Consider the following 13,994-nt stretch of genomic DNA (forward strand, 5'->3'; position numbering starts at 1 on the left):
ACGAATCATGGACTTCGCCGCGATCTTCACCAATGCGCTGACGGAAATCGTCAGCCCCATCACCGCGTCCTACGCGCTCGCCGCGCTGGGGCTCGCCGTCCACTTTGGCTATTCGGGTCTGCTGAACTTCGGCCAGGCCGGCTTCATGGCGGTCGGCGCCTACGGCTTCTCGATCTCGACTCTGAGCTTTGGGGCCCCATTGCCGGTTGCCGTGCTGACGGCGCTCGTGGCCTCGGTGTTGTTCGCCCTGCTGCTGGGCATACCCACGCTGCGCCTGCGCGCCGACTACCTGGCCATCGTGACGATCGCGGCAGCCGAGATCGTGCGCTACATCGTCACCACGAACTCGCTAACCAGCGTCACCGGATCGGCCAACGGCCTGGCCACGTTCGAGCGCGGATTCTATGAGCTGAACCCCTTCCCGCCGGGCGACTACCCGATCGGCCCGCTGAACTTCAACGACCGCAGCCTTTGGGTGACGATCGTTGCCTGGTGCCTCGTGATGCTCTGCGCCTTGGTCGTCTGGGCGCTCATGCGCAGCCCGTGGGGCCGGGTGCTCAAGGGCATCCGCGAGGACGAGAACGCGGTCCTCTCGCTGGGCAAAAATGTCTTCGTGTACAAGATGCAGGCACTGATCATCGGCGGCCTGTTCGGTTCGCTCGCCGGCATCCTGTTCACCCTGCCCACGGGGGCGGTCCAGCCGGCCAACTACGGTTCCGAGTTGACGTTCTTCTTGTGGACGGTGCTGCTGCTGGGCGGCATGGCCACGGTCTTCGGTTCGGTGCTCGGAGCCATGATCTTCTGGGTCGTGCTCTCGCTGACGCAGGGCATCCTGCTCGGACTCATCGAGTCCGGATACATCACCATCCTCTCAAGCGCCCAGGCCGGGCAATTGCGCTACATCCTGGTGGGGGTGGCCCTCATGCTGCTCATGATCTTCCGCCCGCAGGGAATCCTGGGCAACAAGAAGGAGCTGGCGTTCTCATGAATGATCCGCAGCAAATCCCGCCGGCGCAGGTCCCCGGCCAGGGACCTGGATCCGTGCCGGACACCGTTGAAGGTCCCATCTCCGTGGGTGCGGCCACGCCCGGCTGCAAGAAGGTCGACCCCATCGTCGTCGCCGACGGCGTGCGCCGCACCTATGGAGCGCTAAAGGCGGTGGATGTGGACCATGTCGAGATCCCGCGCCACCGGATCACCGCCCTCATCGGCCCCAACGGCGCGGGAAAAACCACGTTCTTCAACCTTCTCACGGGCTTCGACACCCCCGACTCGGGATCCTGGACCTTTGACGGGCATGCCCTCGCCGGCGTCAGGTCCCACCGGGTGGCCAGGATGGGCATGGTGCGCACCTTCCAGCTCACCAAGGTCATGGGCAAGCTCACCGTCCTGGAAAACATGCGCCTCGGCGGTGCCGAACAGCCCGGCGAGGCGCTGTGGCGGGCCATGTTCCCGTGGCTGTGGCGGGCGCGCGAGGCCGAACTCACCCGCACCGCCGATTCCCTGTTGGCCATGTTCAAGCTGGGCGAGAAGCGCGAGGACTACGCGGCATCGCTCTCCGGCGGCCAGCGCAAGCTCCTGGAAATGGCCAGGGCGCTGATGGCGGACCCGAAACTCATCATGCTCGACGAGCCCATGGCGGGGGTCAACCCCGCGCTGACCCAGTCGCTGCTCGACCACATCAAGAACCTCAAGTCCACGGGCATGAGCGTCCTGTTCGTGGAACACGACATGCACATGGTCAGGCACATCGCCGACTGGGTCATCGTGATGGCCGAGGGCCGCGTCGTGGCCGAGGGGCCACCGCACGAGGTCATGCAGGACCAGGCCGTCATCGATGCCTACCTGGGGGCGCACCACGATGTCGACCTGGGATCGCCCGAGGGAGCCGCACGGCTGGAGGACGTCCTGAGCGAGGACTCCGAGTCCGTGGTGGGCACCGCGGACGCCGGGGAGCTTCTGACGGTGCACGAGGAACCGGACACCCCGGAACCGGGCGGGAGGGAATCATGAGTGTCGAGGCGGAGGTCGCGGTAGTCAGCGTCACCGATCTGGTCGCGGGCTACTTGCCCGGGGTCAACATCCTCAATGGCTGCAACCTGGAGGCGCGCCCGGGCGAACTCATCGGCATCATCGGCCCCAACGGGGCGGGTAAGTCGACGCTGCTCAAGGCAATGTTCGGCCTGGTGAAGGTCCATTCCGGAAGCGTGGTCGTCCACGGGGCGGACCTGACCGGGCTCAAGGCAAACAAGCTGGTCTCCCGCGGGTTGGGCTTCGTGCCGCAGAACGACAACGTCTTCCCGACGCTGAGCGTGCAGGAAAACCTCGAGATGGGCATCTTCCAGCGGCCCAAGGACTTCGCCTCGCGGTTCGAGTTTGTCACCTCTCTCTTTCCGGAGCTGGGCAGGCGGAGGGGCCAGCGGGCAGGTTCCCTCTCCGGCGGCGAGCGGCAAATGGTGGCCATGGGGCGGGCGCTGATGATGGAACCGGCAGTGCTGCTGCTCGACGAGCCGTCCGCCGGCTTGTCCCCCGTGCGCCAGGATGAGACGTTCCTGCGTGTGCACGAGATCAACCGCGCCGGCGTGTGCGTGATCATGGTTGAGCAAAACGCCAGACGCTGCCTGCAGATCTGCGACCGCGCCTACGTCCTGGACCAGGGCAGGAACGCGCACACGGGAACCGGACGCCAACTGCTGCACGACCCGAAGGTCATCCAGCTCTATCTGGGGAACCTGGCCGAAACCGTGGAACGCGAGGAAGCGGACCGCGAGACGCCGCCGCCGGCGGTGTAGCGCGCTCCTTGCAAGGTTCCGGCATGGAAGAGGACCGGAGCGGGCGTCTTGCCGGCTTCGGTCCTCTTCGCGATCCCTGCCCGGGCGGGTCGCTAGACGGCCCCGGATTCCTCGCGCAGCGGCTTGGGAACGTTGTTGCCGTCGTACTGGTAGACGCCCATGATCCCCTCGGTGATGTCACCCTTCTCGTCATAGGTCACCGGCCCGGCAATGCCGTCGTAGTCGATGTCCTTGCCTTCGTCGAGCAGCTTCTTGCACGCGGAGAAGTCGGAGCACTTCTCGCCGTCGCGCGAGACCGCCTGCAATTGCGCGGCGATTGCCGCTCCGTCATTCGACTTCGCGACCGTGGAGGCCAGCGCGATCAAGGTGGTGGCGTCGTATGATTCCGCCGCGTAGTTCCAGTCCTTGAGGGAGTCGTTCACGGATTCCAGGCGCTCCTTGAAGTCGTCCTTCGCGAACGAGCCCGGTTGGGTTCCCATGGCGCCCTCGAGGGTTCCCTTGTCGAAGTCCTCCGAGTAATCAAGGATGTTGCCGTCCACGAAGTACACCGTGGAGGGATCCACGCCCTTCTGGATCAACAAGGGAATGATGGAACGCGCCTGGTCGAAACTGAGGACGGCGATGGCATCGGGATTGGCGCCCACCACCTCGTCGACCTGGGACGAGAACTGCGAGTCCCCTTCGTTGAACATCGATTCCGCGACGATTTCCCCGTTTGCCCCTTCGACTGCCGTCCGGATGTTCTTGGCCAGGCCGGTGCCGTAGGCATCGTTGAGTACGATCATCCCCACCGTTGCGGCACCCTGGCCCACCATGACGTTGCCGAGGATCCTGCCCTGCATGACATCCGACGGAGCTGTGCGCCAGTACAGGCCCTTGTCGTCCCAGGTGCTGAAGTCCGGGGAGGTGTTGGCCGGAGACATCATGAGTGTTCCGGACCCGGTGACCTGGTTGATGACTGTCTTGGTGACGCCAGAGGAAGCAGCACCAATGATCGCGGCGACGTCCTGGCCGAGCATTTCATTGACCGATTGCGTGGCGATGTTGGTCGTGGTGTCGCCGGAGTCCCGGTGAATGACGGTGACGTCCTTGCCGTTCACTCCGCCGGCCTCGTTGATTTCCTTGACGGCCAGGTCAACTCCGGCGGTCATGGGCGGACCAAAGAAGGAGAGGTTGCCGGTGTTGGGCAGCAGCGTTCCCAGCTTGAGCGGCCCCTCCGCGGCGGGCGCCGAACCCGTGGCCGTGGGCGAAGCGCCAGGGGCGTCGCCGCCCCCGCCGGCGCATGCGGTGGCGGTCAGGGCCAGCGCTGCTCCGACGGCCAGATATCGGCTTCCTCGAGTAAAACGCGACCGTGCAAGTGCGATCATGTTAATTCTCCTCAAAAGTGTGCCCGCAAGGCAGCGGCCCGATGGGCGGCCAAGGTACCTCGGCTATTAAGGAACGTAGCCCAAAAAACCCGCGAATATAAGGAGAAAACCATTACATCAAGATAACGGAGGCACCGGGAAGCCCACCCGCTTAACGACCGAGGGGTGTGTCCGGACCTTCCGGTCCGGGCACACCCCTCGGTGTCATCTTTTTGTACCCCCAGTGGGACTCGAACCCACAAGCCTTTCGGCAGCTGATTTTAAGTCAGCCGTGTATGCCAATTCCACCATGGGGGCCTACTGGACCAAGCGTACAAGATCGTTCCCTCGGTTGAGAAACGACCGGGTACCCGCCCGTGCATGAGGAAGGGCGGCGACATCGACATTCTCGGTTCCCGGGCCGTGGGCCTATCACTTTGGGACCCGGGATCCGCGACGCGTTGTCACCGCCCCCACTCGTTGCTGCTAGGCGCGCGGCTTCGGCGTGGCTGCCTCGACGAAGGTGGCGCGCGGGGTTTCGAGGTTGCTCAGCTGCAGGGTGTCGCGCTGGAAGAACAGTGCCACCATCCAATCACCCAGGACGCGGAACTTGCGCTCGAAGGTCGGCATGGCCATGCCGTGGTAGCCACGGTGTGCCATCCATGCGGGCCAGCCCTTGAGCTTGATGCCCATGACCTTGGCGACGCCCTTGTTGGCGCCGAACCCGGCAACCGCGCCGAGGTTCTTGTGCTTGTAGTTCTTGACCTGGCCCACGCCGTAGCGGGTGGAGTACAGGTTGTGTGCCAGCAACTTGGCCTGGCGAACGGCGTGCTGGGCATTGGGCACGCAGGTGCCGTCGGGCAGGCCGCCGGTTACGTCGGGCACGGCCGAGACGTCGCCCGCAGCCCATGCACCCTCGATGGCGATTCCGTCTTCGCCGGTGATGCGCAGGTCGGTGCCGGTCATGACACGGCCGCGGGGCTCGATCGGGAAGTCGGTGGAGCGCACCATCGGGTTGGCCATGACGCCTGCGGTCCAGATCAGGGTGTCGGTCTCGAAGGTCCCCGCGTCGGACTTGTCCGGCATATTGATCAGTGCCATGACACCTTCCTCGGCGTTGGCCAGCGAGGTGTTCAGCAGCACCTCGATGCCGCGGCTGCGCAGGTGGTCAACCACCCACAGTGCCTGGTCCTCGGTGACCTCGGGCATGATGCGACCCATGGCCTCGACCAATACGAAGCGCAGCTCGTCCTTGCCGATGCGGCCGTTCAGGTCCGCGGCGTGGCGGGCCATGTCCTCGATCTCGGCGATGGTCTCGATGCCGGCGAAGCCGCCACCGACCACGACGAAGGTCAGGGCGCGCTTGCGCTCGGTGGCATCGGTCATCAGCGAGGCGGATTCGATGCGCTCGAGGATCTTGTTGCGCAGGGCGACGGCTTCCTCGATGGACTTCAGGCCGATGCCCGTGTCGGCAAGGCCCGGGATCGGGAAGGTGCGGGTGACGGCGCCGGCGGCCAGGACGACGTCGCGGTACTCGAGCTCGAACGGCTCACCAACAGCCGGCACGACGACGGCCTTGTTGTTCTTGTGGTCAATGGCCGAGACACGGCCGGTGATCAGTTCGGCGTGCTTGAGGTGCTGGCGGTGCGAGACCACGGCATGGCGCGGTTCGATCTGGCCGCCGGCAACCTCGGGAAGGAAGGGCTGGTAGGTCATGTACGGAAGCGGGTCCACCACGGTGACGATGCCGCCATGGGCCTTGACCTTCTTCTGCAGCTTCATTGCGACGTAAAGTCCAACGTAGCCGCCACCCACGACAAGGATGCGCGGGCGATCGGAAAATTGTTCAGTGATAGGCATGCAACCCATCCTATCCCCAGAAACGCTGTTTGTGAAAGTCTTCACTAGCTCCTATCGGGGTGGCAATTGCCACTTTTTCCCGGGAGTTGCTAGACGTCCCTGCCCGACTCCGGCAGCTCATCGAAAATGTCCTTGGCCCCCGCGCGGTCATTGAGTTTCAGCGCCGCAACGGGTGCGCTCTTGGCTGCTTCCGCCACTGCCGCGCGGTTCCGGATGCGGGTGTAGTGCATGATCCCGCCCAGTGTAGTGAGCACCAGCAGGCCGCCGAAGCCGAGCACCAGCAACGGGGGCAAGAAGCCGGCCTCGTCACCCGGGGCCACCGGAGCAGGTGCGGCAATGGGCTTGATGCTGGATTTCTCTGTGGAGATGCCGGGGTCCGCGGTGGGCCCGGTGCGGACCTCAGGGCCGCGGCGGTGCACCCGGATCCATTCGGTGATGGTGTTCATGGGGTTGGCCTCGACCTGGGGAACCGGTGCCGTGAGCGCCGCGTAGGCGTCGAGGATGCCATGGCCGTACAGGTTGTCGACGCCAGCTGGCCCCGCGGGGCGCGCGGTGGACAGGATCCGGTTGATGACCTGTGGCGCCTTCATCTCCGGGTACTTGGAGCGGATCATTGCCGCGACGCCGGCAACCAGCGGCGCTGCGCCGGAAGTGCCCGACCAGTCGGCGTAGCCGCCGCCGGGCAGTCCACCCACCAGCGGATCCGCGGGTGCGGCAACGCCGATGCTGATGCCCTCTGTCGAGGAATCGACGCTTGCCTTGCCGTTGCGGTCGATTCCTGCCACCGTGAGGACGCCGGGGATTGTTGCCGGCGCCCCGACCTGCTTCATGCCGCCGGCACGGTTGCCGGCCGCCGCGACCACGACCACGTCGTTGTCCTCCGCGTACTTGAACGCGGTGTCCCAGCTGACCGGCCAGTCCGGCTGGGTGGAGCCCAGGGAGATGTTGATGACCGAGGCGCCGCTGTCCACCGCCCACTTCACGGCCGCGGGAACCTGGTCCTCGACGGAGATCCCCGCGGGGTTTTCGGTGCCCATCCACAACGACACGGAGAGCACCTCGGCCTCCGGTGCGACTCCCAGCACGCCGTCGGGCCCGGGACCCGGCTTCGGGATCTCGATCGCCTCAGGCGCCTTGGGCGGATCCTCTTTGGCTTCCTTCGCCGACTTGACTGCCCTGTCATAGGCGATCTTCTGGGCCGCCGCATCGGCCTTGGCCGCAGCGATCGCCGCGTTGTTGTTGCCGCGGCCGGCCAGCAGCGTTGCCACGAGGGTGCCGTGCTCGGGCAGGGTTCCCAGCGGCTTCGAGCCGTCCGGATTTCCGGAACCGGAAACGTCCTTGCCGCCGCTCACCACGCCGCGCAAATCCGGGTGGGTGGTGTCAATGCCGGTGTCAATGACTGCGACCTTGACCCCCGCGCCCTTGGAAACCTCCCAGGCGTTGGAAATGCCGGAGGCCTTGAGCCACCATTCCCCGTCGCGGGCCGCATCGGCCTGTGCGACTCCGGCGGTGCCCAGCACCGCGGAGAAGCAGAGTGCCAGGCTCAGGAGCATGGCGGCGGCGCGGCGCAGTCTGTGGCTCAAGTGTTCTCCTAGCGTGGTGCGTTCAGGGGGGTCCGGCGGTGGTTCTCAGTGGCCGGTGCCAAGCCCCAGGGCAATTCCGTCAAGAATATCGTGTTCAGAGGCCGTGGCGGTGGTGATCCGTCCCGAGCTCGCCTGCGCGACGCGTTCCAGGATGCATCCGTAGATCAGCGCCCCCGCGGCAATGACGTCCACCCGACCCGGGTGCATGAACCCAAGTGAAGCGCGGGTTTCCCGCTCAGCCTCGAGCATGAACGCGACGGTGGATTCGAGTTTGTCGATGTCGATCTCGGCACCGTGGATGAGTGTCGAGTCATACTGGTCCAGGCTCAGCGCGGCGGCGGTGAGCGTGGTGATGGTTCCGGCGACGCCCACGATTCGGTCCACCAGCGAAAAGTCGACGTCGCGCTGGACCTCGTCGAGCACCGCGTTGACCTGGGCGCGGGCAGCTGCGATCGATTCGGGTGTCGGCTTTTCCAGGCGCCAGAACCGCTCGGTCAGCCTGACACAACCCATGTCCATGCTGCGCGAGGCCACCGGGCCAAGCCCGTTGCCCAGGACGAACTCGGTGGATCCCCCACCCAGGTCAACGACCAGGATGTGGGTTCCGGGGGCTGCCGGTGCCACGGAGGAGGCACCGGCATAGGACAGCGCCGCCTCGACCTCGCCGGGCACGACCTCCGGGTCGACGCCCAGGCGCTGACGCACGCCGGCGGCAAATTCGTTCCTGTTCTTCGCATCCCGTGTGGCAGAGGTGGCAACGAAGCGGATCGATGTGGCCCCGTGTTCGCGGATCAGCTGCGCGTATTCGTCGATGGCGGCGAAGGTGCGCGTCAATGCCTCGGGCGCAAATTCGCCGGTGGCGTCAACGTCCTGGCCCAGGCGCACCACGCGCATCTGGCGAAGCACGTCGATGAGCGACGGGCCGTTGGGCGTTTCCACCAGGTCGGCAATGAGCAGGCGGATGGAGTTGGTTCCGCAGTCGATGGCGGCGACGCGTGTCATGCTCCCGGTGCTTCCTTCGTGTTGGCGGAACCATCGTTTGCGGCGGCCTCGCGGGCGGCACGGGCGGCTGCGCGTTCGGCCTTCTTGATGGCCGGGTCCACTGCCTGGGTCTTCACGTGCCGTGAACGGTCCTGGCTCGGTGCCGGGGCCTGCGTGTCCCAGGCTCCGGCGCAACGGCAGGTGTCCTTGGTCCACCATTCGGCGATGGCTTCCAGGGCCCTGTCCCCCAGTGGGTTCACGCCCGGGCCGGCGGCCAGCGAGTGGCCGACCAGCACGTGCAGGCACTTGACGCGAGTGGGCATGCCGCCGGCGGAGACACCGGCGATTTCCGGCACCGCGCCGGTCCCGGAGCGCTCGCCAATGGCGTCGCGCACGGCAAGGTAGTGTTCGTGGGCCTGGACGTAGGCGGCGGCCAGCGCCGGGTCCTGCTCCAGTTCGGCGTTCATCTCATTCATCACGCCGCCAGCCTCGAGGCGCGACACCGCGGCGGTGATCACCGGGTGGGTCAGGTAATACGTGGTCGGGAACGGGATGCCCGAGGACAGCCGGGGCGCGGTGGTGGCCACCAGCGGGTTCCCGCAGACGCAGCGGGCGCCGATTTCCACGACGTCGCGCACCGGGCGGTTCAGTTGGCGGGACAGGGTCTCCAGGTCTGCGGCGCTGGGCACCCGGGCGGCAGCATCGAGTGCTTCGTGGTTTTGGTTCGCGGCGTCCACGGTTGGGAGCATCTCCTCGCGTCGGTGGGTCAGGGGGGTGTGTGGAGCAGGCTCAGTCGGTGGCGGCGCGCTGCACCGAGTCAAAGAGTGCATCGACCCAGGGAAGGTCCGTGCGGACTTCCTCGGGGCTTTGGTTGGCCTCGCCGGGAGCTTCTTCGTCGGGCCGTTCGCCGACGACCATGTAGTTGCGTTCGCCGGGCATGACCAAGTTTATCCGGTCGCGGGCCTGCTGCTTGATATACAGCGGATCGTCCCAGCGGGCGATCTGGTCCTTGAGCGCTTCCTGTTCCGCTTCCATGGCCGCGATCGAGGTGCGCAGGTCCGAAATTTCGTCGCGCTGGCGCGCATAGGTGCCAATGCTGGGGATCAGCAGGACGGCGAACACCGACAGCGCAATGCTCAAGGCCAACAAGCGGCCGGAAAAGCTGCGCGCCGGAATCGGCACCTTGGGCCCGTCATCGCCCTTGCGCGGGGTTTTCCGTGCTGCCGTTTCACCCTTGCGCACCGCTCCGGAGAGGAGGTTCCGGTCTTCGATGCGCCGCTGCGAGGCGGTGGCCTTGGACGTGGGCTTGGGCTTCGCGCTGCCGCTGGCGTTCGCCTTGGGCTTGGGTGAGGCCTTGGAAGGCGAGGCCTTTGCTGTGCTTGCCCTGGAGGCGGCAGGCTTTGGCTTGGCGGGCTTGGGGGTGCCGGGCACGGGCTTGCCCGAGGCGTTCACCTCACCCAGCGGCACGACCTTGGCGCGCGGGGCCGCGGGGCGCACAGGTCCGCGCGGGGCCGCGGTGCGGTGTGCCGCGGGAGCGGCCTCGGGCGGGGACTCGCGGTAGGGGCGCGGTCGCTTGGGCGCTTCGTCGGGTGCCTGCGAATCGGCGCCGTGGCGGGGATCCGCTCTGCCATCGCGCGCGGGGTCATTGGCGGAGGACCCGGAGCGTGGCATGGGGGGACGTCGCGTGGCCATCTGACTCCTTGCCCGGTAATGCCGGAGCCCTTTTCAGGTGGCCCCGGAAGGTTCGTGGTGGCGAGCTTTCGGGGGTTAACACAAAAACTCGTGGGGGAACCAAGAATAGTTCCCCCACGAGCCTACGTGTAATTACGGCTTGCTATGCACCGAAACGCGGGAAGGCGCCGGCACCGGCGTAAACCGCCGCATCGCCGAGTTCTTCCTCGATGCGCAGCAGCTGGTTGTACTTGGCAACGCGCTCCGAACGGGCCGGGGCACCGGTCTTGATCTGGCCGGCATTGGTGGCAACGCAGATGTCGGCGATCGTGGTGTCTTCGGTCTCACCCGAGCGGTGCGAGGTGATGGTGGTGTAGCCGGCACGCTGGGCCATGGACACCGCGTCCAGGGTCTCGGTCAGCGAACCGATCTGGTTGACCTTCACCAGCAGCGAGTTGGCGGTGGCCGTCTCGATGCCGCGGGACAGGCGCTCCGGGTTGGTGACGAACAGGTCGTCGCCCACCAGCTGGACCTTGTCGCCGATGGCGTCGGTGAGGGTCTTCCAGCCTTCCCAGTCGTCCTCGTCCAGCGGGTCCTCGATGGACACCAGCGGGAAGTCGGCAACCAGCTGGGCGTAGTAGTCGCTCATCTCCTGGGCGGTGATCGACTTGCCCTCGAACTGGTAGGTGCCGTTCTCGAAGAACTCGGAGGAGGCAACGTCCAGCGCCAGGGCAATGTCGGTGCCCGGGGTGTAGCCGGCCTTGGTGATGGCCTCGGTGATCAGTTCCAGTGCCGCACGGTTGGACGGCAGGTTCGGGGCGAAGCCGCCCTCGTCGCCCAGGCCGGTGGACAGGCCCTTTTCCTTGAGCACGGACTTGAGGTTGTGGTAGACCTCAACACCCCAGCGCAGGCCCTCGGAGAAGGTTGCGGCGCCGATCGGGGCGATCATGAATTCCTGGATGTCGACATCGGAGTCGGCGTGCGAGCCGCCGTTGAGGATGTTCATCAGCGGAACCGGCAGCACGTGGGCGTTCGGGCCGCCCAGGTACTTGTACAGCGGCAGGTTCGCGGACTCGGCGGCGGCGTTGGCCACTGCCAGCGAGACGCCCAGGATGGCGTTGGCGCCCAGCTTGGACTTGTTGGACGTGCCGTCCAGGTCGATCATCGTCAGGTCGATGGCGCGCTGGTCGGTGGCGTCCATTCCCTCGATGGCTTCGCCGATGTCGTCGATGACGGCTGCGACGGCACCGAGGACACCCTTGCCCTGGTAACGCTTCGGATCCTCGTCGCGGCGCTCTGCTGCCTCGAAGGCACCGGTGGATGCACCGGACGGGACTGCTGCGCGGCCCATCGAGCCGTCGGAGAGCAGGACCTCAACCTCAACGGTTGGGTTGCCGCGCGAATCGAGGATTTCGCGGGCGTGAATGGCTTCAATCAATGCCATGGGAAGGTACTCCTTCAAGGGGTGTGGATGTTGGTCAAACGTGAACTGCATCATGCAGGCGCCGTTGCCTGCCCCTAGCCTAGCTTGGGCGAGACCCAGTTCACGAAGTTGTTTCTGGTGTTTCGGCCCCGGCCTGCGCAATGCGCTGTTGCACGACGTTGCGCAGGGCCCGTTCGGCGTCGAGCCCTTGGGTCTGGGCCTGGGCGCACAGGGCGAGCAGGTGCTCGCCCAATTCCTGTTCGCTTTCCGGGACGCCGCCTTGCAGCGGTTCCCCCAAGCGGACAGAATCCTGGATGTCCCGCTTCCCCGCGGCGCCGGGTTCGTCCCGGGTTTCGGTGATCGCGGCGTGGCGGGCGGTGCGGGAGAGAAATGACTGGGCGTAGAGCAGCGCCGGCAGGTTGGAGGGCAGGCCCGCGGCGGCCGATTCGTTCAGCGGTTTTTCCGCCCGCTTCGCGCGGTCCCACGAGTCGATGATCTCGGCAATCGAGTCGGGGAAACTGTCCTTAAGGCTGCCATCGGCATGGAAGACGTGGGTGTTGCGGCGAATCATTTTCTCGGCCAGGTAGGCCGCTATCGACTCCAGGTCGAAGGCCCGCCGTTCCTCCCCGATGGCCGCATGAAGGACTACCTGAAGCAGGATGTCGCCAAGCTCGGCCTCGAGTTCGGCATCCGGTGCGTGGGTCTCGATGGCCTCGGTGAGTTCGTAGGACTCCTCGAGCAGGTATTGGACCAGCGACTCGTGGGTCAGCGCCGCGGTCCAGGCGCAGTGCTCGCGGAGTTGGGAAATGATCTCGACGAGACGGTCGACCTGCTCACTCACTGCTGCTTCTCCCCCTGGTCGGCGAAGGGCCCGGTGCAACCGGTGCCGGCGACGGCACGGTGCGTGGAAGACCCCTGGGCGGCGTTGCCCGCATCCAACGATATCCGAATCCCGGGTACCCCCTTCGCGCGGCAGGAACCGGTGTCGGTCACATCCGCGGCCACCAAGGTGGATGTCCGCATGAGGCCTTAAACACCAAGACCGGTGCACCCATGCTCCAAGACGAGCATTGATGCACCGGCGTTCGGTGGCGAGGTCAGGTGCGCCGAACCCCGCGTGGGGGCAATACCCCCTTAGTCTTCGTCCTCGTCGTCGAGGTCCTCGTACTCGAGGTCATCGTCGTCGTCTTCGTCGTTGAGCGCGTCGTAGGCCTCGTTGATGAAGTCGACCAGGGCCTCGCGCTCCTCCAGGGGAAGGAAGGCGGCCTCGGCGGCGTTCAGCGTGAGGTCCATCAGGTCCTCGAGGTCGTAGTCGAACGCCTCGACGAGCAACTCGAACTCGTCCGAGATCGTGGTGCCACTCATCAACCGGTTGTCCGGGGAGATGGTGACGTTGAAGCCGGTCTGGATCAGCAGGTCCACCGGGTGGGACTCGATGCCCTCGCCAAATGCTGCGGTGGCGCCGGTCTGCAGGTTGGAGGACGGGCAGATTTCCAGGGCAATGCCGCGGTCGCGCACCCAGTTGGCCACCGGGCCCAGGTTGACCAGGCCGGTGTCCTCGCCGACTTCCTCGCCGTCGTCGTCGAGTCCGCCGTACTGGATCTCGATGTCCTCGGCAATGCGCACGCCGTGGCCCAGGCGCTGTGCACGTCCGGTGATCAGTGCGTCGCGGATTGATTCAAGGCCCGCTGCCTCTCCTGCATGCACGGTGGCGGGGAAGAAGTTCTCCGCCAACAAGTCGAACGCCTTCTTCATCCGCGAGGGCGGGAAGCCTTCCTCGGCACCGGCGATGTCGAAGCCGACGACGCCGCGGCTGCGGTGGCGCAGTGCGAGTTCGGCGATTTCGACGCCGCGGTCGGCGTGGCGCATGGCGGTGAGAATCTGGCCGACCTGGATCGGGGTGCCTGCCTCGGTCAGCCGGGTGCTGGCCTCCTCGATTCCCGCCTGCACGGCCTCGACGGCGTCGTCCAGGGACAGGCCCTCGCGCTGGTGCTGTTCGGGTGCCCAGCGCACCTCGCCGTAGACCACGCCGTCGGCGACGAGGTCCTCGACGAATTCGATGGCCACGCGCTTGAGCGCGTCCTTGGTCTGCATCACGGCAATGGTGTGGTCAAAGGTTTCCAGGTAGCGATCCAGCGAACCGGAGTCGGCCGAGGCCCGGAACCAGGCTCCGAGCTCCTCTGCGTTGGTGGAGGGAAGCGCGTGGCCGGCCTCTGCCGCCAGCTCGATGATGGTTTGCGGACGCAAGCCCCCGTCGAGGTGGTCGTGCAGCGATACCTTGGGCAGGGCCCGGAAGTCGAAGGAAGGGTCATAGGCAATGTGGATCATCTCGTCAGTC

The 13,994-nt window shown here is 66.1% G+C and carries 13 protein-coding genes and 1 tRNA gene; 3 read left to right on the forward strand and 11 right to left on the reverse strand.

The genetic code is table 11. The features are described 5' to 3' along the window. The first annotated feature begins 7 nt into the window (after positions 1 to 7). Genes ACIPUB_RS11750 through ACIPUB_RS11760 form a run of 3 tightly spaced genes read left to right on the forward strand, consistent with a single transcriptional unit; the run spans position 8 to position 2,792 of the window. A complete protein-coding gene (locus ACIPUB_RS11750) occupies positions 8 to 988 on the forward strand; it encodes a branched-chain amino acid ABC transporter permease (protein WP_407607533.1) in 981 nt (326 codons plus the stop codon). Then, positions 985 to 2,013 (forward strand): ABC transporter ATP-binding protein, encoded by a 1,029-nt coding sequence (locus ACIPUB_RS11755; protein WP_407607534.1) that lies wholly within the window; start codon positions 985 to 987, stop codon positions 2,011 to 2,013. Before ACIPUB_RS11750 ends, ACIPUB_RS11755 begins: the two co-directional genes overlap by 4 nt. Then, positions 2,010 to 2,792, forward strand: a complete 783-nt coding sequence (locus ACIPUB_RS11760) for an ABC transporter ATP-binding protein (protein WP_407607535.1) — start codon at positions 2,010 to 2,012, stop codon at positions 2,790 to 2,792. Before ACIPUB_RS11755 ends, ACIPUB_RS11760 begins: the two co-directional genes overlap by 4 nt. A gap of 92 nt (positions 2,793 to 2,884) precedes the next feature. Here the strand turns inward: ACIPUB_RS11760 and ACIPUB_RS11765 are convergent, their stop codons facing one another. From ACIPUB_RS11765 to ACIPUB_RS11815, 11 genes are all read right to left on the reverse strand, one after another. Beyond that, complete coding sequence (locus ACIPUB_RS11765) at positions 2,885 to 4,159, reverse strand: ABC transporter substrate-binding protein (RefSeq protein ID WP_407607536.1); 1,275 nt, start codon at positions 4,157 to 4,159, stop codon at positions 2,885 to 2,887. A gap of 215 nt (positions 4,160 to 4,374) precedes the next feature. Continuing rightward, positions 4,375 to 4,456, reverse strand: a tRNA-Leu gene (locus ACIPUB_RS11770). A gap of 168 nt (positions 4,457 to 4,624) precedes the next feature. After that, positions 4,625 to 5,998, reverse strand: coding sequence for an NAD(P)/FAD-dependent oxidoreductase (locus ACIPUB_RS11775; protein ID WP_407607537.1), 1,374 nt, complete (start codon positions 5,996 to 5,998; stop codon positions 4,625 to 4,627). 89 nt (positions 5,999 to 6,087) lie between these two features. Then, a complete protein-coding gene (locus tag ACIPUB_RS11780) occupies positions 6,088 to 7,551 on the reverse strand; it encodes a S8 family serine peptidase (protein ID WP_407607578.1) in 1,464 nt (487 codons plus the stop codon). A gap of 75 nt (positions 7,552 to 7,626) precedes the next feature. After that, the gene (locus ACIPUB_RS11785; protein ID WP_407607538.1) at positions 7,627 to 8,583 is read right to left on the reverse strand and encodes an exopolyphosphatase; all 957 of its coding nucleotides are present in this window, start codon (positions 8,581 to 8,583) and stop codon (positions 7,627 to 7,629) included. Then, on the reverse strand, positions 8,580 to 9,299 hold the full coding sequence (locus ACIPUB_RS11790; RefSeq protein ID WP_407607539.1) for a DUF501 domain-containing protein: 720 nt from the start codon (positions 9,297 to 9,299) through the stop codon (positions 8,580 to 8,582). Before ACIPUB_RS11790 ends, ACIPUB_RS11785 begins: the two co-directional genes overlap by 4 nt. A 52-nt stretch (positions 9,300 to 9,351) precedes the next feature. After that, entirely contained in the window at positions 9,352 to 10,254 is a 903-nt protein-coding gene (locus ACIPUB_RS11795) for a septum formation initiator family protein (protein ID WP_407607540.1), read from the reverse strand. A 142-nt stretch (positions 10,255 to 10,396) separates the two neighbouring features. Next, positions 10,397 to 11,677 (reverse strand): phosphopyruvate hydratase, encoded by a 1,281-nt coding sequence (gene eno, locus ACIPUB_RS11800; protein ID WP_407607541.1) that lies wholly within the window; start codon positions 11,675 to 11,677, stop codon positions 10,397 to 10,399. A 100-nt stretch (positions 11,678 to 11,777) separates the two neighbouring features. After that, on the reverse strand, positions 11,778 to 12,497 hold the full coding sequence (locus tag ACIPUB_RS11805; RefSeq protein ID WP_407607542.1) for a MazG nucleotide pyrophosphohydrolase domain-containing protein: 720 nt from the start codon (positions 12,495 to 12,497) through the stop codon (positions 11,778 to 11,780). Next, positions 12,494 to 12,679, reverse strand: coding sequence for a hypothetical protein (locus ACIPUB_RS11810; RefSeq protein ID WP_407607543.1), 186 nt, complete (start codon positions 12,677 to 12,679; stop codon positions 12,494 to 12,496). Before ACIPUB_RS11810 ends, ACIPUB_RS11805 begins: the two co-directional genes overlap by 4 nt. A 111-nt stretch (positions 12,680 to 12,790) precedes the next feature. Then, complete coding sequence (locus tag ACIPUB_RS11815; protein WP_407607579.1) at positions 12,791 to 13,984, reverse strand: adenosine deaminase; 1,194 nt, start codon at positions 13,982 to 13,984, stop codon at positions 12,791 to 12,793. Positions 13,985 to 13,994 lie beyond the last annotated feature (10 nt).

The sequence above is a fragment of the Paeniglutamicibacter sp. ORCA_105 genome (assembly GCF_045798545.1).
GTDB classification, from domain to species: domain Bacteria; phylum Actinomycetota; class Actinomycetes; order Actinomycetales; family Micrococcaceae; genus Paeniglutamicibacter; species Paeniglutamicibacter sulfureus.